The 24412-nt window shown below is 39.8% G+C and carries 16 protein-coding genes; 14 read left to right on the plus strand and 2 right to left on the minus strand.

The genetic code is table 11. The features are described 5' to 3' along the window. Nucleotides 1-10 precede the first annotated feature (10 nt). Both H5162_RS00260 and H5162_RS00265 read left to right on the plus strand, forming a co-directional pair. Nucleotides 11-556: a heme NO-binding domain-containing protein gene (locus tag H5162_RS00260; RefSeq protein WP_145239835.1), complete on the plus strand. Its 546-nt coding sequence runs from the start codon at nt 11-13 to the stop codon at nt 554-556. Further along, a complete protein-coding gene (locus H5162_RS00265; RefSeq protein WP_182732127.1) occupies nt 549-1454 on the plus strand; it encodes a sensor histidine kinase in 906 nt (301 codons plus the stop codon). Before H5162_RS00260 ends, H5162_RS00265 begins: the two co-directional genes overlap by 8 nt. Nucleotides 1455-1533: 79 nt before the next feature. Here H5162_RS00265 and H5162_RS00270 read toward each other — a convergent pair whose 3' ends face one another. Next, nucleotides 1534-2925 (minus strand): ATP-binding protein, encoded by a 1392-nt coding sequence (locus H5162_RS00270; RefSeq protein WP_182777289.1) that lies wholly within the window; start codon nt 2923-2925, stop codon nt 1534-1536. A gap of 580 nt (nt 2926-3505) precedes the next feature. Between H5162_RS00270 and H5162_RS00275 the strand changes: the two genes are divergently transcribed. The 10 genes from H5162_RS00275 to H5162_RS00320 all read left to right on the plus strand — a co-directional run bounded on the left by H5162_RS00275 (nt 3506) and on the right by H5162_RS00320 (nt 20914). Next, a complete protein-coding gene (locus H5162_RS00275; RefSeq protein ID WP_145239825.1) occupies nt 3506-4063 on the plus strand; it encodes a response regulator in 558 nt (185 codons plus the stop codon). A 24-nt stretch (nt 4064-4087) separates the two neighbouring features. Beyond that, complete coding sequence (locus H5162_RS00280; protein WP_182732538.1) at nt 4088-6091, plus strand: EAL domain-containing protein; 2004 nt, start codon at nt 4088-4090, stop codon at nt 6089-6091. Then, on the plus strand, nt 6088-7251 hold the full coding sequence (locus tag H5162_RS00285) for an HDOD domain-containing protein (RefSeq protein ID WP_182777290.1): 1164 nt from the start codon (nt 6088-6090) through the stop codon (nt 7249-7251). The genes H5162_RS00280 and H5162_RS00285 overlap by 4 nt, the downstream gene beginning before the upstream one ends. 1017 nt (nt 7252-8268) lie before the next feature. Beyond that, nucleotides 8269-8919, plus strand: a complete 651-nt coding sequence (locus H5162_RS00290; protein WP_182732540.1) for a UPF0149 family protein — start codon at nt 8269-8271, stop codon at nt 8917-8919. A 286-nt stretch (nt 8920-9205) separates the two neighbouring features. After that, the gene (locus tag H5162_RS00295; protein ID WP_182735306.1) at nt 9206-11743 is read left to right on the plus strand and encodes a TonB-dependent siderophore receptor; all 2538 of its coding nucleotides are present in this window, start codon (nt 9206-9208) and stop codon (nt 11741-11743) included. A 108-nt stretch (nt 11744-11851) separates the two neighbouring features. Further along, on the plus strand, nt 11852-12052 hold the full coding sequence (gene arfA, locus H5162_RS00300) for an alternative ribosome rescue factor ArfA (protein ID WP_149981958.1): 201 nt from the start codon (nt 11852-11854) through the stop codon (nt 12050-12052). A gap of 458 nt (nt 12053-12510) precedes the next feature. Continuing rightward, complete coding sequence (locus H5162_RS00305; protein WP_182777291.1) at nt 12511-15681, plus strand: glycosyl hydrolase family 18 protein; 3171 nt, start codon at nt 12511-12513, stop codon at nt 15679-15681. A gap of 58 nt (nt 15682-15739) precedes the next feature. Further along, nucleotides 15740-17335 (plus strand): lytic polysaccharide monooxygenase, encoded by a 1596-nt coding sequence (locus H5162_RS00310; protein ID WP_182777292.1) that lies wholly within the window; start codon nt 15740-15742, stop codon nt 17333-17335. A gap of 67 nt (nt 17336-17402) precedes the next feature. Then, on the plus strand, nt 17403-20030 hold the full coding sequence (locus H5162_RS00315; RefSeq protein WP_182735303.1) for a glycosyl hydrolase family 18 protein: 2628 nt from the start codon (nt 17403-17405) through the stop codon (nt 20028-20030). 173 nt (nt 20031-20203) lie between these two features. Further along, nucleotides 20204-20914 carry an ABC transporter substrate-binding protein gene (locus tag H5162_RS00320; RefSeq protein WP_182777293.1) on the plus strand — a complete coding sequence of 237 codons (711 nt, stop codon included), beginning with the start codon at nt 20204-20206 and terminating at the stop codon, nt 20912-20914. Between the two features lie 23 nt (nt 20915-20937). Here the strand turns inward: H5162_RS00320 and H5162_RS00325 are convergent, their stop codons facing one another. Beyond that, nucleotides 20938-21888, minus strand: coding sequence for a helix-turn-helix domain-containing protein (locus H5162_RS00325; RefSeq protein ID WP_182760100.1), 951 nt, complete (start codon nt 21886-21888; stop codon nt 20938-20940). A gap of 245 nt (nt 21889-22133) precedes the next feature. Between H5162_RS00325 and H5162_RS00330 the strand changes: the two genes are divergently transcribed. Both H5162_RS00330 and eutC read left to right on the plus strand, forming a co-directional pair. After that, entirely contained in the window at nt 22134-23540 is a 1407-nt protein-coding gene (locus H5162_RS00330) for an ethanolamine ammonia-lyase subunit EutB (RefSeq protein ID WP_182735302.1), read from the plus strand. Further along, entirely contained in the window at nt 23537-24406 is an 870-nt protein-coding gene (gene eutC, locus H5162_RS00335) for an ethanolamine ammonia-lyase subunit EutC (RefSeq protein WP_182718244.1), read from the plus strand. Before H5162_RS00330 ends, eutC begins: the two co-directional genes overlap by 4 nt. The last annotated feature ends 6 nt before the right edge of the window (nt 24407-24412 follow it).

Consider the following 24412-nt stretch of genomic DNA (forward strand, 5'->3'; position numbering starts at 1 on the left):
GAGGCGGGTAATGAAAGGCATAATTTTTAATGTGTTAGAAGACATGGTTGTAGAGCAACTAGGTATGGAGGTATGGAATGAGCTATTACAATCACATACACCTGAGGGGCGCGTTTACGTGTCGGCAAAAAATTATGACGCTGGTGAGTTATTTGCAATGGCTAATGGTGTTGCGCTGAGACTCAATATGCCATTGCAAGATGTAGTGAAGGCATTTGGTCAATTTTTATTTAAAGGACTCGCTGATAGACACCTTGATGTAGTCGAGCGCTTTACTGATTTTACGTCATTGGTTATGGGGATCCATGATGTTATTCATCTTGAAGTAAATAAGTTATATCAAGACCCATCACTGCCGACTATATCATGTCGTATTAGCCGCCCTGGTCACATCGAAATGAATTACAACTCGCCGCGTAAACTTTGCTTATGTGCAGAAGGTTTATTATTCGGTGCTGCTGAATACTTCGATCAAGCTATTAATATTACGCACGCTGTGTGTATGCACAAAGGCGCCCAGCAGTGTATTTTGCATATTGAGGTTGCTGATGAGTGAATCTAGCGATGCTTATTATGTTGCTTATCTACGCGAAAAAAAAGCAAGAAGGGAGGTCGAGCAGTTGCTTGAAGATAGCTCGCGGCAGCTATACGAAAAGAATAAGTTACTTGAGCAGCAAATAACGCAAATAAAATCACAACAGCAGTCAATGTTACAACAAGAAAAGTTGGCCACATTAGGATCGTTAGCGGCAGGCGTCGCTCATGAAGTTAATAATCCACTGGCATTTGTAATGAGTAATGTTGATACACTTTATTTGTATAGTAGAAATATGATTGATGCATTAAATCGCTCCAGTATTTCGTTATCCGAAGATAAGGAGCAACTACTTGTCATTCAAGATGATTTACCTGAATTAGTTTCAGATATTAATGAGGGGTTAATTAGAATTAGAGATATAACAAAAAACCTGTTATTTTTTGCCCGTAATGATAGCCAGCATCAGGTTGAGGTTAAATTGCAAGATGCTATAGAATTAAACTTAAAATTGCTAAAGCCATTACTTAAAGATATTAATGTAGAACTTGATTTTACGTATAACTCGTCCGTTTTATTTACACCGAACGAATTAAATCAGTTATTAGTCAATATTCTTCTTAATGCTATTCAATCGTTTATTCCCGATAGTGAACGAACAGCTCAGATCAATGTGTCAGTGAGTGAGTTAAACAATAAGACTGTTTTAAAAGTAACTGATACTGGCTGCGGAATGAGTGATGATATAAAAAACAAAGTTTATGACCCATTTTATACAACTAAGCCTGTCGGTACTGGAACCGGAATGGGTATGTCAATGGTTTTACAAGTTGTACAAAAGCATAATTGTAAAATATATATTGAGTCAGCTATTGATGTGGGGTCTACTATATTAATTGAATTCCCACCATTAGATTAACTATCTATTATCTGGCAAAGGTTGAGTCATTATTTATGTCGATTATTATACAGTTGAAAAATCCGCTAAAGAATAAAGTTTAGTCATCATTTTTTTCCTTTAATGCTATTATGGTTAATTCTTCATCATTTAAATCTGAGTTTTTAGGAAGTGTAATACTAAAAACAGTGCCTTCTCCTGGTTTGCTTTGTACCGAAATTTTTCCATTATGCTGTTCTATAATAGCTCTTGAAATAGCCAGACCTAATCCAGTCCCTTTACCTATTGGTTTAGTTGTGAAAAAAGGATCAAAAATACTATTTAGCTTATCAGCTGGGATCCCACAACCATTATCACTAATTGTTATATAAGCATTGTAAGAGTCTTGTGTTGTGGTTACAGCTATCATTCCTACAGAATTACTTAGCGACTGCGCAGCATTGATAAAAATATTTAGAAATACTTGATAAAGCTGGGTTGTACGACCTATGAGCTTTATTTCATCTGCGCAATAGTATCTTTCAATTGTTGCATTGTATTTTATTTGATTCCAAGCAACTCGTAGAGTGTTTTCTAACAAACTAGTGAGGTTGATATCATCTATTTTTGTTTGATTTGGATGAGCAAACAGTTTTAGGCTCTGAACTATTTCTTTGACTCTATTCGCACCTTCTTTCATTTCACTTAAAATATCACTGGTATCTTGTGTTAATTCATCAAATTGATAGTGTTCTAGCCGTTCGTTGATAGCGCGTGTACTTTGAAATTGCGGTTTTACTAAATCTTTAATCAAATTAGTGTGCTGCTGTATATTATGGGCTAAGTTCTGAATGTTACTGATAACGTAGCTTAATGGGTTGTTTATTTCATGAGCAACGCCTGCGGCCATTTGTCCTAATGAAGCCATTTTTTCTGAGTTGATTAACGTTTGCTCTATGTTTTGCTGCCTTTGCTGTAGACTTTTTTGTTCAAATTGTGAAATTGTATTACCAGTGAAGCTAATAAATTGCTGAAGTAAACTCACGTCTTTTTGATTAAAAGCACCTTGTTTCTCAGAAAAAACAAATAATTGATATTGTTTTTTATTTGTTGTTACTGGCGCAGTTAATAGTGAGTGTTGTTGTTGCCAAAAAAGGTCATCTATTTGCCACTTAGTGAGTTTACGTAACTCAAATATATTTTTTATGTTGGGCTGTATCGACAAAATAGCGATTAATTCAGGTAATACTTTCTCTGCATTTTCCTTTGATGCTTTTAGCATAGAGTAGGATTCAGTATTAGGATTATATTTGACTAATATTGCTGCTGAAAAAGATATTGTTCGTTGTAATATAGAGAAAAAATCTTTAAATAACTCATCAGTATTTGAGCTTGCTAATATTGCTTCTAGGCCATTTAATATTAGCGTATTAAAAGCCCCTGCTTGCTCTAGAGCTTTATTTTTCATTTCCAGTTGATGAATCCTTTCTAATAGCTGTTCATTATTTTTCATAGTATTTACCAAATATAATTAAGTTACTTTCTATTTTTATAAATATCGAAGTAGCTTACGTAGCGAAAATGAAATTCTGTTGTTAAAGGAATGTGTGCAAGTTGTAATTCTTGCATTATGTACTTATTTAATCGTCTATAAGCACCAAAAAAAATAAGAACAGCTCCTATTATTATGTCAGCGCTAGATACCACTAAACGAATAATCGCAGATACTTTTTGTGTTAATTGATGTTCGCACTCTTTATTTTTTTTATTCTAGATGCACTTAGTTTCAATCGAAAACATTTTGAACCTTTTTTAATATTCATAAATACTGTTGGTGTCCTTGTTGAGCTTAATATCTCGTCATGTTTCTGTCCAATACGTTGCCGATGAAATATTCAGCCAGCGGCATTTAGTTAGATGTTTAAGTTACCTTAATATTCAAGTTGCAAAGTGCGCCTGTTGTTGTCTTTGGGTGTACCAATTTTAATGTCAGGCTCTACTTGTATAGCATTAATAGCCCTTCTGTCTCATTTGTCGCAATAGTAATAAAGCTGTGCTACGATTTAAATAGATTGATACTAAGTTGTTGTGTGATGTTAAAAACGTTAAAGCCAAGTGAGATAGCCCGCTACTGCGATGTACACCAAAGAACCGTTAGTCGCTGGATTGCATCCGGTGAATTAGTTGGTCATAAATTACCTGGACGGGGCAATTATCGTGTTCAAGTTTCTGATTTTATAAACTTCCTTAAGAAGCAGAACATGCCAATATCGGATAGCTTATCTTTGCAGAAACAAGTACTAATTATTGATGACGAGGTCAATGTTCGTTCAAGTATCAAGCGAACCTTAAAAAAACAAAATTTTAGTATTATTGAAGCTGCCAGTGGCTTTGAAGCAGGGCTTTTATTGCAACAAAAGAACCCTGATCTGATAACGGTTGATTTACGTATGCCAGGTATAAGTGGGTTAGAAGTTATTCGTATGATTCGTGCGCAGGAAAGATTTTCAGATGTTAAAATTCTTGTTATATCAGGGGTACACGAAGAAGAGTTAAAGAATACGATTGTAGTTGGTGCGCATGGTTATCTTTGCAAGCCGTTTACTAGCGATGAATTAATAAATATTGTTAATAAATTAGTTAATAAGTAGCCGTTGATGCAGAGGTAGCAAATAATGATAAACACTATTCTTCTGGTTGATGATGAATTGAATGTTTTACGATCGCTTAAGCGACTGTTTGTTCGATCGGGTTTTGATGTTGCAACAGCATCAAGTGCAGCAGATGCTCTTGAATATTTGAGTACTAATCGTGTAGCAGTCATAGTTACCGACTTCAGAATGCCGGTTATGGATGGCGCTGAGTTTTTACTTGAAGTGAAACAAAAATGGCCTACTACCGTTAACTTGGTACTTAGTGGCTATGCAGACTTTAAATCAGTCGTTGAATTACTCAATCAAGGTGTAGCCTTCCGTTTTTTGGAAAAGCCGTGGAGTGATGATGATTTATTAACAAATATTCATCAAGCACTGGTTGAATTTTCAAAATATCATTTTCAAAAAACACGAGACCAGATACTTTTGGGTAGTGTTTCTCCCTTGATTGAAGTTACTGATAAAGGAGTAATCGGTCGCTATAATGGTTATGCAAAAAAAGTTATCCATAATATCGAACAACTTCAAGGCAGAAATGTCTCTGAGTTATCTGCGACGTTAAAAACAGATGTTATCGATGCTTTTTTTGCAGAGGAAAGTCCAACACTGTTTCTTAATTATTTCGATGTGTCTGCAACGGGTGAAGAAAAGGAAATAATAATAGAGCGATACCTATCGGATCAATTTGCTCATCTTCTCAAGCTTTCTTTTGGGGGAGCTTGTCCGAAAAATGAACTCAGGTTTAAAAAGTCAAGCCTGATGGCTGAACATGAATTTTGTGAGTTAGTCACTTCTTTTGAGCTAAATTCTCGACCTTGTACTGTCGTTTATTTAGGGGTCTTACAATTCTCATTATTGAATAATTTACTTAATCACCATGAAATTTACAGTCTGATACACGATATAGTTAATGCGATCGAAGGTGCGCTCACTGATGAAATAAAACTATGCCACTTTAATATGGACAGGTTTGTTTTATTGATCCCAAGAATTATGAATGACACGCAGCTATTAATCTATATGGAAAAAATAATAAAAAAATTCAATGAGTTACTTTGTTTAACTCGTGCTACAACAGATTTGAATTTATACGGTGTTTATGGTTTTGTGCCAGAAGATGGTATTTCCGGGAAAGAACTTATCAATCAAATGCGTCTCAATATGGGGCATCAGATAGTTAAACAACACCGCACTATAACTAGGTTTGACCCAGATTTAGTAGCTGATTATAAAAAAGAGTTTGAGCTGAGCAGAATGCTGCTTACTGCTATTTCTGAAGAACAATTAACACTACGTTTTCAGCCTAAAATTGATTTATCGTCTCAAAAAGTTGCCGGTGCTGAAGTCTTAGTCCGATGGTATGAGCCAAAAAAATATGGCTGGGTGTCACCTGCTCAGTTTATTCCAATAGCAGAATGTGATGGCCAGATCATTGAATTGGGGCGATGGGTGATTGAAAAAAGTTGCGAAGCACTTAGCCGTTGGATGAAAGAGGGGATTGAGTCTTGCCCTCTGGCAATTAATGTATCTGGTAGGCAGCTAAAAGAAGACAAAGGTTTTGTTGATTTTGTTCTTGAATGTGTAAAAAAACATCACTTACTCTCATCACAACTTCATTTTGAATTAACTGAAACATACCTAGTTGAGGATATTGCTGGGTGTCAACAGCAACTCTCAGAATTAAGATCTCATGGTTTTGAGATTTTAATTGATGATTTTGGTGTTGGCTATTCGTCACTAGCTTACTTATCTAAACTGGCAGTTGATGCACTTAAGTTAGACAAAGTACTAATTACAGATCTCGATTCATCAATTGGTATGCAGAGCCTAGTGCGTAATATTATTCGTATGGCCCATGAGCTAAAACTTAAAGTGATCGCTGAAGGTGTAGAAACACCCTTTCAGTGTTCTAAATTAAAGACATTAGGTTGTGATTATGTGCAAGGTTTCTACTTTTCAGTACCACTTGAAGAAGATGATTTCTGCGCATTTATACAATCAACTAACAAGATAATTACTATATGACATCAGTGACCGTGGTATTGTTAGATGATGATGCGCTGTTACTGAAAGCTTTACAGCGGACAATTATTCGCACATTTCCTAACACAATAGTACTTGTTGCCAATGAATTAGATGAGTTTTGGCAATTATTACAAGACAACCCCGATGTGGATTTAGTAATTAGTGATTACTTGATGCCTCATATGAATGGTTTGGATGTGCTTGAATTATGTGTTGCTAGGTATCCGTATCCGGTAAGAGCATTACTAACTGGGGATATGACAAACACAACAATAATGCGTCAACCTAATTTAGTGCATGCGTATTTAAGTAAGCCTTTTAGCGGTGCAGACATTAGTAATTTATTAAATAATGTTGCCGAGCTAAAGAGTTTACCATTTGAAAAACATGTTCGTCGTCAGTTAGGGGCGATGATGAGTTTTCCTGTTTGTCCTATATTTCTCCAAAAGTTACAAATAGTATTGAGTAGCGATGATTATAACTTACATCAAATAACCACCATAGTCTCTCAAGAGCCTGTTATTACAGCTAAATTACTTCAAATTGCTAATTCAGCTTATCTTGGTTTTCAGCGACAAACATCTTCTATAGATGAAGCCGTATCTAGGATTGGCTCCACTATGTTATTAGCGATTGTTACTTCTTTAGCAATGTCGCAAGCAGTAGGTAATGTATTACCTACTCGTGTGCACGAAAGACAGCTTGAAATAGCGTCTAATTACGCAGGCTGTGTAAAAACATTTGCTGAGCATGCTGGGTTTAATCGAAAAAACCAAGAATTACTTTTTTCTGTCGCAATACTTAGCTTTGTCGGTAAGGTTATTTTGCTTTGCGGGGATCAAAGTCTAGCGCAAAGCTATGATGAAGGTATTAACACGGATGATTTAGCTCATTATCAAAGTGTCTCTGCTTATGTAATGAAATTGTGGGGTTATGATAGTCGAATATGTACTTTATTGATGAGCTGTAATGACTTAAATGGCATAAAAGAAGCCAAGCTTAACGAAATAAATCAGCTACTTTACATAGTCAGGAAAATTTTATTTAGTGCATGCTCAGTAGATAAGTTACAAGTTTTATTAACTGATAAAAATGTTGATATTAATTTGACGCAAGCATTAGCTAGTTTTGATTGGAAAACATACCTGATTTCTTACTAGGGAGTGTTGACCTTTCATGATTCAAATTTGCTCTATATAGGGGCGCTTCAATCGCGGCATTAGCATGATAACTTAGTAGACTAAATAAAAACTAAGTAAAGCTAGCGCATTCTGTTATCGGCTTTTCTCTAAATCCATGTAAGTAATGAAAAACCAATTTGTTCTAGGCAGAAATTTTGAGCTGCGCTTTTTTTAATTTTTTATCAATTATTTAGTGATACAACCACATTGCACAGGCACTGTATCAGCAAAAAATATACTGCTGTAAACTTAACCTCGAAATATTTATACCAATCGTGTTAAGTTACTGACCATTTATAGCGACAGATAAATACAGTGATAACAAGGCGTAAATTTTGACATGTAGTTGTTCTACTTGAAAAAAATTATAACGCAGTTAGCGCTTTATTTAGCTCGCTAGAATGGTTAAATATTTAAGTCGATTGGTATTACACGCTACAGATATTTTAACCTTTCGATTTTATTACTTAGCATCATTTATTGTGGTTATTAATAAGGCTTAATAAGTGATGGGATTTTTATAGTGATCTCAGGTTATTTGAAAAGGAAGTGCTCGATAATTTTTTGTAAAAAGCCAGTTAATAATTTAGCTGTGGGGTATAAGGTAAATAAAATGCTTGTATTTTGCTGCAACTCGACGCTTATTGTGTTTGAAATTGTTTCGCCATAATTTATGTTAAGAAAATGGTTGCTATGATCGCGACGAACTATGACTAGATTACATCTCTCCTATATTAGCAAACCAGTCTGCAATTAACAGCTACGGGCATACTATTAGTCTACACTATGGTTAATGATTATCAGGGAAAAATTGAAATTGAGACTATCGTAAGTTTAGGTACATGTGTGCGATGTATTTTTCCAGTGTTGAGTGAGCGACCTTAACTCAGGGCAAAAACCATTTAACCAGAGTTAGGTTAAGTAATAATTTGCTTTTAAATTAGCCAATTGTTGGTTAGTGTAGGTATGAATTTTATAATAACTTGAGGGTGAATAATGCTTAATGAAAAAAGTGAATTGGTTCTTAGGGATTATCTAAGTCAGCACCCTGAACTAAAAGTGGTGAGTACTGACAGCGTGATTGGTTTTATCAGTGGGTTATTGGCGTGCTCGGAATTTTATGGCGAGTCAGAAATTGCCAATTATATTGCTGATAAAAATGACCCTATTTATACCCGATTAATGACAAGCTCAGCGGAGCATGACGCAATGATCACGCTGCTGGATAATGTGACCGAGGCTCAGGTCGCGCAGCAGCATATACTGGCAAGTATTTACCCTCATGGTAAAGATGCTAAAGAGCCGAGTGAGCAACTACAACAATGGTGTGTCGGCTATTTAGCTGCTTATATGGTGAATCAAGAAGTATGGCAGCATGACTTTAACTTTTTACTCAGTGCCGATAAACAGGTCGTTGAGAATCAGGCAGATGGACAGTTATTTATTGATAACTTTGAAGCGACGCTTAATTTACTAGCCACTTTTGCGATGTGGCCAGATTCGCTCAAAGAGCATCCAGAACCAGCGGTACTTAGTGAAGGCTTTGCACTACTGTATACTGGATTAGATGAAAGTCTTACTGGCATTGCATCCATGGCATTGATGCTAGAAGATGAAAAACTGGCTTTGTGGGAAGAAGAAGGCTAGAAAACATAGTTTTAACAACCAGCATGATTTGAATAATCATGCTTTTTTTTGTTTAAAATTCAATCAAAAACATGGAAAAGAAGAAAATTTAGCTAATTTTTGCATATATCGACCATTGTCGCAGTTAAATATGTTTCTTTTTATATGTGTATGTTGCTAGGATGTTCGTCAAGGCGTCATTATGTAAATGACGCTGCATTACACTAATTATAACTTTTATGAATTTACTTGTTTATTACTGCAATCGAGTAAACAGGTGAAGAGTCAACAGGGTCGAACAACACACATGACAATACTTCGTTTAAATACATTGGCTATCGCCGTAGGACTTGCATTTACCAGCTCAGCTGTCATGGCTGAAGACGCACAAGTTCAAGCAGAAAAAAACATAGAACAAATTTCCGTTTTAGGTTCACGGGTTTCTAACCGCACAGCAACTGAATCTTCGTCACCCATTGATTTAATTGACGCTGATGATTTAAACAAAGGTGGCTTTACCGAGCTTGGTCAAAGCTTACAAGCTACAGCGCCATCGTTTAATTTTTCGCGTACACAAGTTTCTGACGGTTCCGATTTATTTCGCCCAGCAACATTACGCGGCTTACAGCCAGACCAAACCCTGGTTTTAGTAAATGGTAAGCGCCGTCATAATCAATCTATTTTTGGCCTTAATGGTACAGTTGGTGCAGGTGCTGCGGGTACCGATATGAATGCTATTCCACTTACGGCACTTAAAGGCGTTGAAGTATTACGCGATGGTGCTGCAGCGCAGTATGGCTCTGATGCTATTGCTGGGGTTATTAACTTATCACTGAATGATTCAACTGGTATAACAACTGGTTATGTACAATATAGTGAAACAGCTGAAGGTGATGGCGATACCATTTCAGCGGGTTTAAATCGCGGTTTTGATTTGGGCACAGAAGGCGGTTTTATTAATTTATCTCTTGAGTATCGTGATGCCGATGGTACTAACCGCGCAGAGCGCGATACAGGTGGATCGCTTGATGTAGAGCCAGGTACATTATCTGACAACGTTCGTTGGGGCCAAGGTAATTCGGAAAGTGAATTTACCTCGTTATTTTATAATATGGCATTGCCAATGGGCGACGGTGAGCTTTACTCGTTTGGTGGTTACTCTGAGCGCACTGCACTGGGTAACGGTTTTTACCGTAACTTTAACGAAGCATCTAAAAATGTTACTCAAGTATACAGTGATGGTTTTTTACCGCGCATTTATAACGAAGCACAGGATATTTCTATTGCGCTAGGTTTTAAAGGTGATATTAATCCAGATTGGAATTACGATGTATCGGCAGTTTATGGTGAAAACCAATATGACTTTACATCACGCAATACATTAAACGCTTCTTACGCGGCGGAGTATTTATTTAATAACCCAACGGCAAGTGATGCTGATATAGCAGCAAATGCAGGCCCAAGTGGTGGTTACTCAGGTGGTTTTAGGTTCGATCAAACAACAATTAACCTTGACGTAAATGGTATTGTGGACATTGGTCGCGGCGAACCACTCTATGTAACAATTGGTGCAGAGTACCGTAAAGAAAATTACCAGATAGTACCTGGTGATGAAGCATCGTACGCATGTGGTTTAGCAAACATGGATACATCGTATCCATCAGTGAACGACCCTGAGCAATTTGCACAATGTGGCTTTCAAGCTTATAACGGTTTGCGTCCAGAAGCTGCAAATCAGAGCGACCGTAACAGCTACGCATTTTACGTAGATGTTGAAACTATGCTTACTGATGCATGGAACGTCAGTGGTGCACTTCGCTATGAAGATTTCTCTGATGCTGGAGATGACTTAATTGGTAAGTTAGCAACGCGTTATGAATTTAACGATGACTTTGCAGTACGTGGTGCGGTATCTACTGGCTTTAGGGCCCCTTCGCTGCAGCAAAGTGGCTATACAGCATTTACTACTAACTTAGGATCCGACGGCACGTTAACGCAATCATTTACTGCAAATACGGGCACTGCTTTCCCAAGTGCACTAGGTGTAGATAGCTTAAAGCTTGAGACATCGACAAACTACAGTGCTGGTTTTGTTTACGATGTCACAAGCGAACTTTCGTTAACGGTTGATTTTTACCGCGTAGAAATTGAAGACCGTATTACACTTGGCAGTTTATTAACGGCTGACGATGTATCGTTTAGCTCTGAGGCTGTTGCTGCTTTACAAGCAACCGGCGCTGTACAAGCTAACTACTTCTCGAACTCAGTTGATTCAACCACTCAAGGCGTTGATATAATTGCATCATATCGTACCGATGTAGAAGGCGGTAACTTTGGTGTTACTTTTGCGGGTAACTTAAACGATACTAAAATTGATGGTGTAAACGCAGCGGACGGCATTCCAGAATCGGTTGCATTTGATGATTTACAACGCAGCTTTTTTACCGACGGACAGCCTAGTGAACGAGCAACACTTACCTTTGACTACGAACGTGATGCATACACTTCAACAATTCGTTTTAATTACTTTGGCGAAACTGATGTAAAATATTTTGGTAACGACCATATATCATTACCGGGTGAGCTTTCGCCAACAGGTTCATTCAAACCAACTAGTACGGTTGAATCAGCAGTGTTAGTTGATTTAAATGTTAGCTACCAAATTAATGATATGTTTGTGCTTTCGGTTGGTGCCGATAACGTATTTGACGAAACGCCAGATGAACTAGGTGATGACGAAGTACTAAACTTTATCACCAATGGCGCATTTAAATACCCTGTACGTGCATTGCCTTATGGCTTTGATGGCAGAAGTTATTACGCAAAAGTAAGTTTTAGTTTCTAAATTTATAGTTGTTATTAAGCCCGCAAATAAGCGGGCTTTTTGATTTAAAATGCTTGTGTTTTTTTATATCAAGCATACAATCGCAAAACTTTTAAAGAGGAAAAATAAATGAGTAAACGTCGTTCTAAAGTGACTAAATCTACAACATCAGTAGATACAGGTCGGGGTGTTATTCGCGATAATGCATTAGCCGCATTAGTGACATCGAAAATTTTTAAACCACAAATTGTAGCTGCTAAAAAAGGTAAAGGTGCTTACAAGCGCAACAAAAAGCATGCAGGACAAGAGTCCTATTTAATCGCCGCTTAATGACGTTGTGATCAAATAGGGCTTTTGTTCTAAACGCTATTTTTTATAAAAAATAGCAAGCTCAGAAATTTTTATAAGACCTCGCTTAGATAATTTTTTTCTAATCGAGGTTTTTTGGTTATATAGTCTACCACCTTATTGTTTATACCTATTCACACTCACGTTTACGTTTTCGTAAAACTTGCTAGAGCCCGCGAAGATACTCACAAATAAAATGTAACCATAAATTAACCTTGCGTTCATATTTTGTATGCGAAATTACCCATTCTTTAAACTGTATGGTTTTTATTTGATGTTAAATGATGATAAAAAATATCATTTATAGTCCTTTTTGGTTAATAAAGTGGCTGTTTTCTATACATCACATATCCAAATTAAGTTGACGTATGAGTTAACTGTGGTAGTTTTTAAACTGAGTTGTAAATTTAATGTTATATTTAACCCTGGGCGGAGGAGCTATGAGCTCACAAATGACAATAAAAAATGCTTTCAAACTAAGTGCGGTGTCACTCAGTTTTGTAGGCTTAAGTGTGCACGCAGCAGTCGACTGTAGTGCATTAACGCAATGGCAAACGGGTCAAACTCACAGCGGTGGCAGCCAAGTACACACACAAAATAGTGCATATGAGGCAAAGTGGTGGACACAATCAAACCCTTTAGAGAATTCAGGCCCGTGGCAAGAATGGAAACTTTTGGGTTTGTGTGACAGCGCTGTCACTGAGAATCAGGCACCCAATATTACAGTATTAACTCCTGCAAATAATTCTCAATTTGCCGATAAAGACAGCGTTGTCATAACTGCGCAAGCAACCGATGAAGATGGTTCTGTGACAAAAGTTGAGTTTTTTGTTGATGGTGCATTAATCGCAACTGATAGTAGCGCACCGTTTAGTACTAATTGGCCCGCGGTTGTCGGCACTCATCAATTGAGTGCAGTAGCAACCGATGACGACGGCGCGCAATCTTCGCAAGTGATCAATACGATCAGCGTTACTGAAATCGTGGATCCGGTTAATCAAGCACCGGTGGCAACAATTAGTTTCAGTAGTTTACCAACAGAATTAACGGTTGGCTCACAAGTGGTGTTTGCTCTTGCAGGTACTGACAGTGATGGTCAAGTAACGGCACTTAACTTTGCGGTTAATGGTGCTGATGTGCACCAAGCAAGTACGGCATCAAGCAGTTATGCTTGGCAAGCAACAGCGCTTGGTCAGGCAACCTTTACGTTAACGGTAACTGATAACGAAGGCGCAACAGCCCAAGTAACAAAGGTGCTTACTGTTGTTGAAGAAAATACCGGACCAGTGACTGGAACTGATTGTCATCCGCAGGGGTTATATCAAACACCAGGTGTAAATACGCCGTATTGTACTGTGTATGATGCAGATGGTCGTGAGATAATGGGTGTTGATCATCCGCGTCGTGTAATTGGTTATTTTACCAGTTGGCGCAATGGCGCAAATGGCCAACCGAGCTATTTAGTAAATGATATTCCATGGGATAAAATAACTCATATCAACTATGCGTTTGCCCATGTTGATGCCAATAATAAAGTATCGATTGGCGATCCAAATGCAGCCGGTAATCCAGCTACAAATATGGAATGGCCAGGAGTGGTAGGTGCCGAAATGGACCCAAGCTTCTCGTATAAAGGTCACTTCAATCTTTTAAACAAATTCAAAAAACAACACCCACACGTTAAAACATTAGTATCTGTAGGTGGTTGGGCTGAAACGGGTGGTTTCTTTGATGAAACGGGCCGCGTTGAAAGTGGTGGTTTTTATACCATGACGACCAATGCAGATGGTTCAGTTAATCAAGCGGGCATTGATGCCTTTGCAAAAAGCTCAGTCGAGTTCATTGAGAAATATGGTTTTGATGGTGTTGATATTGATTATGAATACCCATCATCAATGAAAGATTCAGGTCACCCTGATGATTTCCCAATTTCAAATGCACGTCGTGCAGGTTTAAATGCATCTTACCAAGTACTAATGAAAAAGCTGCGCGAAGAGTTAGACCGTGCTGGTGAAAAAGCGGGTAAACATTATTTACTAACAATTGCATCGCCTTCTTCAGGTTATTTACTTCGTGGTATGGAAACATTCCAAACGGTTAAATACCTCGATTACGTTAACATCATGTCTTACGACTTACATGGAGCATGGAACTCGCATGTTGGCCACAACGCTGCCTTATTTGATACCGGTCTTGACTCCGAGCTTGCGCAGTGGAATGTATATGGCACTAAAGAGTTTGAAGGGATTGGTTATTTAAATACTGATTGGGCGGTACGTTATTTCCGCGGCGCAGTATCGGCAGGGCGTATCAATATTGGTATTCCTTATTATACCCGTGGTTTTAAAGATGTCAGCGGGGGTACTAATGGGCTGTGGGGGCAATCTGCACTACCTAATCAAGCAGATTGCGCAACAGGTACCGGCGTTGGCGAAAAGAACAAGTGTGGCGATGGCGCATTAGGCATTGATAATCTTTGGCATGATAAGAACGATGCAGGACAAGAAATGCCAGCAGGTTCTAACCCGTTGTGGCATGTTAAAAATCTTGAGAACGGCATTGTTGGTTCGTACTTAGGTGTGTATGGCTTAACACCAGAGACTGATGTTGATGATCAATTAACGGGTACTTATACACGTCACTATGACAGCGTTGCTGTTGCACCTTGGTTATGGAACTCAGAGAAAAAAGTATTCCTATCTATTGAAGATGAGCAGTCTATGGCAGCTAAAGTTGATTACGTAATTAACAATGGCCTTGGCGGTATCATGTTTTGGGAACTTGCTGGTGATTATGATTTTGACTCAGCAAAAGGTGAGTACTTCATGGGTTCTACCTTAACAACTTTGGCTTATGACAAGTTTAACCAAAGTGGTGTGGCGTACGACACTCATCCAGGTAATCCAAACTTTGTTGTACCAACTGAAGCGGTAGATGTAACGTTTGCAGCAAAAGACTTCCCAATTGGTGATGATAACTACCCAATTAGCCCAACATTTGCGTTTACTAATAACTCCAATATTGATCTAAGCGGTGCGAAAATTTCGTTTGATGTATCTGTATCAACATCGGCTATTTTTAAATCTAACTGGAACGCACAAGAAAAATTGGGCATGGCAGTTGAAGTAAATGGCTCAAATGCAGCAGGTAACAACATTGGTGGGTATGAAAATGAATTCCACCGTTTTTCAATCACTCTGAACAATGAATGGGGCGGTCAACCGAAAGACTTCAGTGGTGGCAAAACAGTCAATGCGCAAGTTATGTATTACATGCCAATTACCGGTCCTAGTAACTTTACTATAGAAAAAGATGGCAAAGTTTACGCGTTCAAATTTGAATACCCACAATTGCCTGATGGAACTACCGGTGGCGGCGACACCACGGATCCTGGTAATGGTGGTGGCGATACATCTGGTATGTGTGAAGGTGTGGCTGTGAGCTCAATCCCTGTATATCCAAACTTCCCTCAAAAAGACTGGGCAGGCAATCCAAGCCATGCCGCAGGCGGTGACTTAATGGTTCATAACAGTGCCGTTTATAAAGCGAAGTGGTGGACAAGTTCTGAACCTGGAGCAACAGCTGACTGGACTAAAAGTTGTAGTCTGTAAGTAAATAATAGGGGCAAGTTTGCTTGTCCCAAAATTTCAGCTTTTCAAGGACAAAACAATGATAGCTATTAAATTTAAAACTTTATCACTCTCGGCAGTGGCAAGCAGCGTATTACTAACAATTATGCCAGCGCAAGTGAATGCTCATGGTTATATGGATAGCCCAAAAGCGCGGCAAGCTTTTTGCCAAGCCGATGGTGGGTATTGGTGGCCCGAAGATGGCACTAATATTCCAAACCTTGCTTGTCGTGCCGCATTTTTAGAGTCGGGTACAGTGCAATTTGTACAAGATATTGAGTTTTCAGTTAATACACCGAACTACTTAAATCAAGCCGCGGTAGAGGCTAAGGTACCAAATGGGTCGTTATGTGCCGGTGGTGACAACGCAAAGCGTGGTATGGATTTACCTTCGCCGCATTGGCAACGCAGTGATGTGGTACCTAATGCCAATGGTGAAATTCAAATTCGTTATTTAGCAGCAACGCCGCATAATCCCAGTTTTTGGCAGTTTTATTTAACTAAACCAAGCTTTAATGCAGCAACAGATGTATTGACGTGGGCTGACTTAGAGCTAGTTCAACAACATGAAAATATTGACGTTATCAAAGATACCGATGGAAAGCGTTATTACGAAATGAATGTTGCTATTCCACAAGGGCGCAGCGGCGATGCTATTTTATATAGCCGTTGGCAACGTATTGATGTGGTGGGGGAAGGTTTCTATAACTGTAGCGATATCAATATTGTGACAGACGCAGGGCCGACGGATCCGAGTGTTTGGTCAAGTGTTGGTTACTTTGTTCGTCAAGGACAAAGTGCCATTGCGGGTGACACTGTTTGGGCACGTTTATTTGATGAAAATGGCCAAGAGGTTATCAATCAGCAATTAAAAGTGACCGCTGCGAATCAAGCGAGTTGGCAGCAAGCACTGGCACAACAACTGAACTTAGATTATGCCCATTTAGTACAAATTGGCGTGCAAAATCAAGCCGGTGACGTGGTTTATAACAGTACTGATGTACTGACTAATCAAGTGTATAGCAGTAATGAAAATTACACTTATACCTTAAGTGTGCAAAGCGCTCCCACTAATACTGCGCCAATTGTACATACTTTGGATGATTTAGTTGTCGATGAAAACACCAGCACAGCCGTACACCTTCATGCTTTTGATGATGAACAAACGCAATTGAACTACAGCTGGTCAGTGCCAGCACCACTGAGCTTTACCGGTGGTGACGCAAACGTGGTGATTAGTGCGCCAGAGGTATCAACAAGCACAGATTATACCGTGTCGGTTTCGGTTTCGGATGGTCAATTAAGTACTCAAACTAGCTTTAAAGTCACTGTAAATGACAGCGTTATCACTGATCCTGATGTTGCTGCTTGGAGCAGTAGTGCAGTTTATCAAGCCGGTGACAAAGCCAGTTTTCAAGGTGTTGTTTATACCGCGAAATGGTGGAGTCAGGGTCAGCAACCTGATAGTTCTAATGCATGGCAAAGCGATTCACAACCGGGTATGAATAACGATTGGAATGTAAGTAAAGCCTATCAAAGTGGTGCTGAAGTAACCTATCAAGGACAGCGCTATAGCGCTAAGTGGTGGACTCAAGGTGATACACCTGGACAAGCCAATGTATGGACCAAACTTTAATCAGAAGCCTAAGTTTTGTAGTTCAAACTTATTAAATAATTAAATAAATAATGGATAAGAGAGAAATATGAATATTAAACAGTTAACAGCAGCCATTGGCGTTGCTCTATTTGCAAGTACAGCCGTTGCAGCACCGTCTACACCAAGTATTAATTGGGAACCGCAACAGTATTCTTTTGTTGAAGTGGATCTAGAAGGTAATGGATCATATAAACAACTTGTTACTCGTGTTGATGAAGTTGCTATCAACATTCAATGGAGTGCATGGAGCGGTGACGGTGGTGACAGCTACAAAGTTTACTTTGATGATATGTTGGTAAATGAAGGTACACTTGCTGCAGGTTCTAAGACCGGGACTATTTCTTTCCCTTATGACAAAGCTGGTCGCCATACATTATATGTAGAGCTATGCGAAGGCGGTACTACTTGTGCACGCAGTGCTGGTAAGCCAATCGTGATTGCAGATACCGACGGCGGGCACTTAGCGCCACTGCCGATGGATGTTGATCCTAATAACCGTGATATTGGTACCAAAGCAGGGTTAGTGACCGGTGCTTATTTTGTTGAGTGGGGTATTTACGGACGAGATTATGATGTTACAAATATCCCGGCACAAAACTTAAGTCACATTTTATATGGCTTTATTCCAATTTGTGGTGAAAATGCATCATTAACTGGCAGCCCTAAACAAGCACTTGAAACAGCCTGTGCTGGCTCTGCTGATTATGAAGTGGTTATCCACGATCCATGGGCCGCTGTGCAAAAAGCATTGCCAGGTGTGGATGCAAAAGATCCAATCCGTGGTACTTATTCACAGTTAATGGCACTTAAGCAGCGTTATCCGGATCTTAAAATCTTACCATCAGTAGGTGGCTGGACGCTTTCTGATCCATTTGGTGGTTTTACTAATAAAGCTAACCGCGACACCTTTGTAGCATCAATGGAAGAGTTTTTAAGAACCTGGAAGTTTTACGATGGTGTTGATATTGACTGGGAATTTCCTGGTGGTGACGGCCCTAACCCAGATATTGGCGATCCGATAAATGATGGTCCTGCATACGTTGCGTTAATGCAAGAGCTGCGCGCTATGCTTGATAAGCTTGAAGCTGAAACAGGCCGTACTTATGAGCTTACGTCAGCAATTGGCGCTGGTTACGATAAAATTGAAGACGTTGACTACCAAGCCGCTAGCCAATACATGGATTATATTTTCGCTATGACTTATGACTTTTATGGAGCATGGAGTGGCGTAACTGGCCATCAAACTGCGCTTTATTGTGGTGAGCATATGAGCGTAGGGCAATGTAATGGTACGGGCGTAGATGAAAACGGTGAGCCACGTAAAGGCCCTGCTTATACAACAGATAACGCAGTACAGTTATTATTAGCACAAAATGTAAACTCGAAAAAAATTGTTGTTGGTACTGCTATGTATGGCCGTGGTTGGGAAGGTGTTTATCCAACAGGCACCACTATTGATGGTAACCCTATGACAGCAACAGGCTCCGGTCCATTAAAAGGCTCAACAGCACAAGGCGTGTGGGAAGATGGCGTTATTGATTATAAAGGCATCAAAACTCATATGATTGGTGCTGCAGGCACTGGTGTTAATGGCTTTGAAGTAGGCTACGATGACCAAGCGCAAGCTGCGTATGTGTGGAATCGCGCCACAGGTAAACTAATTACTTACGATAGCCGTGAGTCAGTGATAGCTAAAGGTGCTTATGTTAATCAATATAACTTAGGTGGGTTATTTGCATGGGAAATTGATGCCGATAATGGCGATATTCTCAATGCTATGCACGATGGCTTAGGTGGAGTTGTTACACCACCAAGTAATAAAAAACCAGTGTTATCAGTATCAAGCACTGTAACCGTGAACGCTGGCGAAAGTGTTTCTGTCAGTGCTTCAGCAACAGATGCCGATAATGATCCACTAACTTTTAGTTGGACTGCATCATCTGAATTAACGGTATCTGGTAGTGCTACAAATACATTAGCAATTACTGCACCTGACGTAACCCAAGACAGCCAGTTTACGGCAACCGTCAGTGTAACTGATGGCAAAGCAACGGTAAGCCAAAGTGTTGTGGTTAATGTCATCGCGCCAACAACTGGTGACAACACTGCACCGACAGTTGATGCGATTGCTGATATCACTGTTGAAGAAGGCGCTTCTGCAGCAGTAACGGTTGTTGCCTCTGATGCGCAAAACGACGCACTGACTTATACATGGAATGTCCCTGCAGGTCTTACATTAGTTGGCAGTGGTGCCAGTGTTAATCTTACGGCGGGCGCAGTCGATGCTGATACTAATTTGACAGTATCTGTGGCAGTAAGTGACGGCCAAGTTGCTACCACTCAAAGCTTTACTGTAACGGTAACTAACACCGATACAACGCCTCCTACAGGTGATACGTGGGATGTCAGTAAGGTATATGTTGGCGGCGATATTGTTGTTTATAACGGTATTACATACAAAGCTAAATGGTGGACTCAAGGTAATCGTCCTGATTTAGGTGGCGTTTGGGAAGCAACAACTCCACCAGTAGATGATACTGGTTCAGTAGTTTGGCAATCTGCGGCTGTTTATAATAGCGGTGATGAAGTAATGCACCAAGGCAATAAATACCAAGCTAAGTGGTGGACTCAAGGAAATGAGCCAGGCGTAGCAGGCGTATGGAAATTACTTTAATTAGCCTATTACCCAAGCCTACTTTGAGGTAATAAGGTTAATATGTAATTTACTTAAAGCAGCTTTCGGGCTGCTTTTTTTGGTTTTTCGAGTCAGATGCACCATACTGTAAAAAGCGTCTGTAATTTAACTAGGCTGTAGTTATCAAATACATTTATTTATTTCTGATATTATTGAGTCCAATTAGTAACAGCTGCGAAAAAACTCTGCAAGTAGGGGTGATATTACCTTGGCCACCATTTGTCTTTGATGGTGAGCAGGCTCTTACAGGAATAGATGTAGAGATCAGCCGTTTGGTGTTAAAGCATGCTGGATTCTGTAGTAAGTTTGTGCCTTTGCCGTCATCAAAGCGCGGTTTGGTCGAGCTTGAAAATGGCCGCGTGGATATATTAACTGCTGCGAGTTTCAATCAACAACGTGCCCAATATAGTCACTTTTCAACCCCATATAGACGTGAGAAAATGCGGCTGTTCTGGTATGAAGATACTAAGTATCTAACACACGATTTAGCCAGCCTGTTGGCGCAACAAAAAACCATAGCCGTAAATAATGGTGGTTATTATGGTAAAGAATTTGAGCAGCTAAGCAAAGTCACAAACAATAAAGATTTACTTGTACGAGTACCTTTGCTCAAGCATCGGCTATATATGTTAAAAGCTAAACGCGTCGATTTTATGATTGATGATGAAATATCTGGGTTATACCTCATAAGCCAAGAAAAAATCCCCGGTATTACAATGCATCCTTATGTTATTCATGATAATCCAATCCATTTTATGCTCAGTAAAAAAACGGTCACGATGGACAATGTGCGCTCCATTAATGCAGCGATCATTGATATGCAATCGAATATCAAGCAAATAATTGCCAGCTATACCTATTAATTAACTAGCTATAATTGATACCACTAAAGCTGCGCACGTTTTACTGTGTCTGAAGGGTTTTCGCCAAATAGTTGTTTATAGTCTTTAGCAAACTGGCCCGGATGCCAAAAGCCCCAATTGGCGGCAATCATTGAAATGGGTTTATTTTGTTGCGGATCACTGAGTTCACGGCGTATTTGGTTAAGCCGGGTCATGCGTAAAAAACGCAGCGGATTGATGCCTAAAATACTTTCAAAGCTGTATTGTAAAGTCCGTCGACAAACGTAGGTAAACTCACATAATTGGGTGATAGTCACTATGTTGTCTGGGTGATCGTGAATAAATTCTTTCGCTTTATCAACAACTTTTTTACGGTGTTTATAACTTGGGGTTACTTTTTGCTGGGGGAGTTGTGATTGCAGTAAATGCAGCACTAAACTTAATAAAATATCGTGTTGTAAAGCCGCACTTGCTCCACCGCCATTAGCATAAATGATTTGTTCAATGCATTCACGAGCACGTTGCAGTGTTTGTGGTGATGTTGTAATACGCGGTGATCCATGTTCACAAATGCCCTGAAGCGACAACCCTTGTCGCTGAGCAATTTGATGAAGCGTATCTTGATTGATCACCATGCCATAAATATTAAATTGCTCAGGGGTGATCAGCTCAAAGTTGCAATCACTTGGGCGGCACATTAATTGATTATCAGCGATGGTGAGACCGTTAATTTTACTGTTTTGTGCGTTTACCGGAATACCAAGCCATAACGCATTTGGCCATACTTTACACTGTTGTCGTAATGCGCACTGGGTATATTCTTTAAACACTTGCAAACCATCATAAGCCACTTCATCAATACAGCCATAAAAGCGGCCATCACTGACTTGATCATATTTTTGTTGCCAGTTTGTTAGGTTTCCCGCCTGCTGGTCCACATCGGTCGTAGCTAAAGTGCACTTACTTGGTGCATTTGTCGGTAAATTATGTTGCATAGTTGCGTATTACACCCCAGGCTAATTATTACAAGCAAACAGTAGTTGTCCGATTTTTAATTTTAACTATTTGATTTTTATTGTTTAAATAACATTTGCCAAAACTTGATAGTTGCTTGGTACGCTATAAGCTACCTTAAAAGAATCGTTGCACTGTTTATTGTTTTTTTATTGCTTTTTATTGTAGTGGAAGCAATAGCTGTGCCTATCCTTTTTAACACACATTTTGTCTGCAAGGTAAGTTTATGAGTCAATCGTATCGATACACGTTAGGAAGTAAAACCTACCAATTTAACAATCTCGCACAGTTAATGGCTAAAGCGACCCCGCAGCGCTCTGGTGATAGCTTGGCAGGTGTTATTGCCAGTTCTGCCGAAGAGCGAGCCGTGGCACAAATGACGCTGGCAGAAGTCCCTTTAAAAACATTCTTGAACGATGCCTTGATCCCTTATGAAGACGATGAAATTACTCGGCTAATCATAGATGAACATGACACTAACGCATTTGCAGCAATCGCACATTTAACGGTAGGTGATTTTCGTAATTGGCTGCTGAGTGATCACGCAACAAGCAATGTTTTAGCGACAATCAGAGCGGGTATTACCCCCGAAATGGCTGCTGCGGTTAGTAAAATAATGCGTAATCAAGATCTGATCTTAGTTGCCAAAAAGTGCCATGTCACGACTGCATTTAGAAATACCATTGGCTTACCTGGCCACTTATCAACACGCTTACAGCCTAATCATCCAACAGATAATGTAAATGGCATTGCCGCGAGTATTTTAGATGGGCTGCTGTATGGCAGTGGCGATGCCGTAATTGGTATCAACCCCGCTACTGATAATGTTGCACAAGCGATTAAATTAATGCGGTTAATGGATGATGTGATTGAAAAATACCAGATCCCGACTCAAAGCTGTGTTCTTACGCATGTAACTAACACTATTGAATGTATTGAGGCCGGTGCGCCGGTTGACTTAGTGTTTCAGTCTATAGGGGGGACTGAGGCGACTAACTCAAGTTTTGGTTTTAATTTAAATACACTTGCTGAGGCGCAAGATGCAGCACAAAGTTTAAAACGCGGAACAGTAGGCAATAATGTGATGTATTTTGAAACGGGGCAGGGCAGCTCGCTATCAGCAAATGCCCACCATGGGCTTGATCAACAAACGTGTGAAACCCGTGCTTATGCCGTAGCGCGAAAATTCAAACCGTTACTGGTCAATACCGTAGTGGGTTTTATTGGCCCGGAATATCTATTTGATGGCAAAGAAATTACTCGAGCAGGGCTTGAAGACCATTTTTGTGCCAAATTACTGGGTGTGCCTATGGGCTGTGATGTGTGCTACACCAACCATGCTGAGGCAGATCAAAATGATATGGACAACTTACTGACCTTACTCGGTGTAGCAGGGTGTTCGTTTGTAATGGGGATCCCCGGATCTGACGATATTATGCTTAACTATCAAACCACCTCATTTCATGATGCTCTGTATGCAAGGCGGGTATTAGGTTTGCGTCCAGCACCTGAATTCGAACTTTGGCTGGCAAAAATGAACATTATGACAGATACCCAGCAGCATATTTTGTCTGACACGTTACCGTCACAATTTGCGCGTTCTTTGAAAGCTTTAAGTGGTGGACAGCCATGAAAAACTCATCTCCCAAAACGGCACAGCAAATACAGCAACAACATCAAGATAATGGCAAAGTGGTGCATAACCCATGGCGGCAACTACGCAGCTTTACCGATGCACGCATTGGTTTAGGGCGCGCTGGGATCAGTCTTCCGACGGCTGAAATGTTGGCGTTTCAACTCTCCCATGCGCAAGCACGAGATGCGGTTAATTTTCCATTGGATTTAGCTGCGTTAAGTGAACAGCTAGAGGATTTTTGCGCGTCACCACTGCATTTACATAGCCAAGCCGTGGATCGCAATCATTATTTACAACGCCCTGATCTAGGTCGAAAACTGGATCAAGCATCGCGCGATCAGCTAAGCAACTATATGAGGAAAGCGGCTATAGCCACTGAGTTACACCATGATATCGCAATCGTTATCGTTGATGGTTTATCGTCTTTAGCTGTACAAAAAAATGCCCATCCTTTTCTTGTTCAGTTACTGACGATACTGCGTGAACAACCAGAGCCATGGCGTTTGGCACCGATCAGCTTAGTTGAGCAAGGTAGAGTGGCGATAGGCGACGACATAGGTGAGCTCCTTAATGCCAAGGTGGTGTTGGTATTAATTGGTGAACGGCCAGGGCTAAGTTCTCCAGATAGTTTAGGGCTGTATTTAACTTGGCAGCCAAAAACAGGGCTGAATGATGCTTGTCGTAATTGTATCTCTAATATTCGTCCTGCGGGGCTGTCATATCAGGATGCAGCACAACGGACTTTATATCTTTTACAAGAAGCGAAACGTTTAAACCTGTCAGGGGTGGGGTTAAAAGATCGCAGTCAAGACGATGTGATAGAGCATCAAACGCAAACAACAAACTTTTTACTATCAGAATAATCAACA

Source organism: Pseudoalteromonas sp. SR41-8, assembly GCF_014163915.1.
In the GTDB taxonomy this organism is placed as follows: Bacteria; Pseudomonadota; Gammaproteobacteria; order Enterobacterales; family Alteromonadaceae; genus Pseudoalteromonas; species Pseudoalteromonas rhizosphaerae.

Coding starts and splice junctions, on each gene's coding strand:
- H5162_RS00275 (WP_145239825.1), top strand. CDS start 3,506: ATGTTAAAAACGTTAAAGCCAAGTGAGATAGCCCGCTACTGCGATGTA.
- H5162_RS00285 (WP_182777290.1), top strand. CDS start 6,088: ATGACATCAGTGACCGTGGTATTGTTAGATGATGATGCGCTGTTACTG.
- H5162_RS00265 (WP_182732127.1), top strand. CDS start 549: ATGAGTGAATCTAGCGATGCTTATTATGTTGCTTATCTACGCGAAAAA.
- H5162_RS00325 (WP_182760100.1), bottom strand. CDS start 21,888: ATGCAACATAATTTACCGACAAATGCACCAAGTAAGTGCACTTTAGCT.
- H5162_RS00290 (WP_182732540.1), top strand. CDS start 8,269: ATGCTTAATGAAAAAAGTGAATTGGTTCTTAGGGATTATCTAAGTCAG.
- H5162_RS00305 (WP_182777291.1), top strand. CDS start 12,511: ATGAGCTCACAAATGACAATAAAAAATGCTTTCAAACTAAGTGCGGTG.
- H5162_RS00260 (WP_145239835.1), top strand. CDS start 11: ATGAAAGGCATAATTTTTAATGTGTTAGAAGACATGGTTGTAGAGCAA.
- arfA (WP_149981958.1), top strand. CDS start 11,852: ATGAGTAAACGTCGTTCTAAAGTGACTAAATCTACAACATCAGTAGAT.
- H5162_RS00315 (WP_182735303.1), top strand. CDS start 17,403: ATGAATATTAAACAGTTAACAGCAGCCATTGGCGTTGCTCTATTTGCA.
- H5162_RS00295 (WP_182735306.1), top strand. CDS start 9,206: ATGACAATACTTCGTTTAAATACATTGGCTATCGCCGTAGGACTTGCA.
- H5162_RS00330 (WP_182735302.1), top strand. CDS start 22,134: ATGAGTCAATCGTATCGATACACGTTAGGAAGTAAAACCTACCAATTT.
- H5162_RS00280 (WP_182732538.1), top strand. CDS start 4,088: ATGATAAACACTATTCTTCTGGTTGATGATGAATTGAATGTTTTACGA.
- H5162_RS00310 (WP_182777292.1), top strand. CDS start 15,740: ATGATAGCTATTAAATTTAAAACTTTATCACTCTCGGCAGTGGCAAGC.
- eutC (WP_182718244.1), top strand. CDS start 23,537: ATGAAAAACTCATCTCCCAAAACGGCACAGCAAATACAGCAACAACAT.
- H5162_RS00270 (WP_182777289.1), bottom strand. CDS start 2,925: ATGAAAAATAATGAACAGCTATTAGAAAGGATTCATCAACTGGAAATG.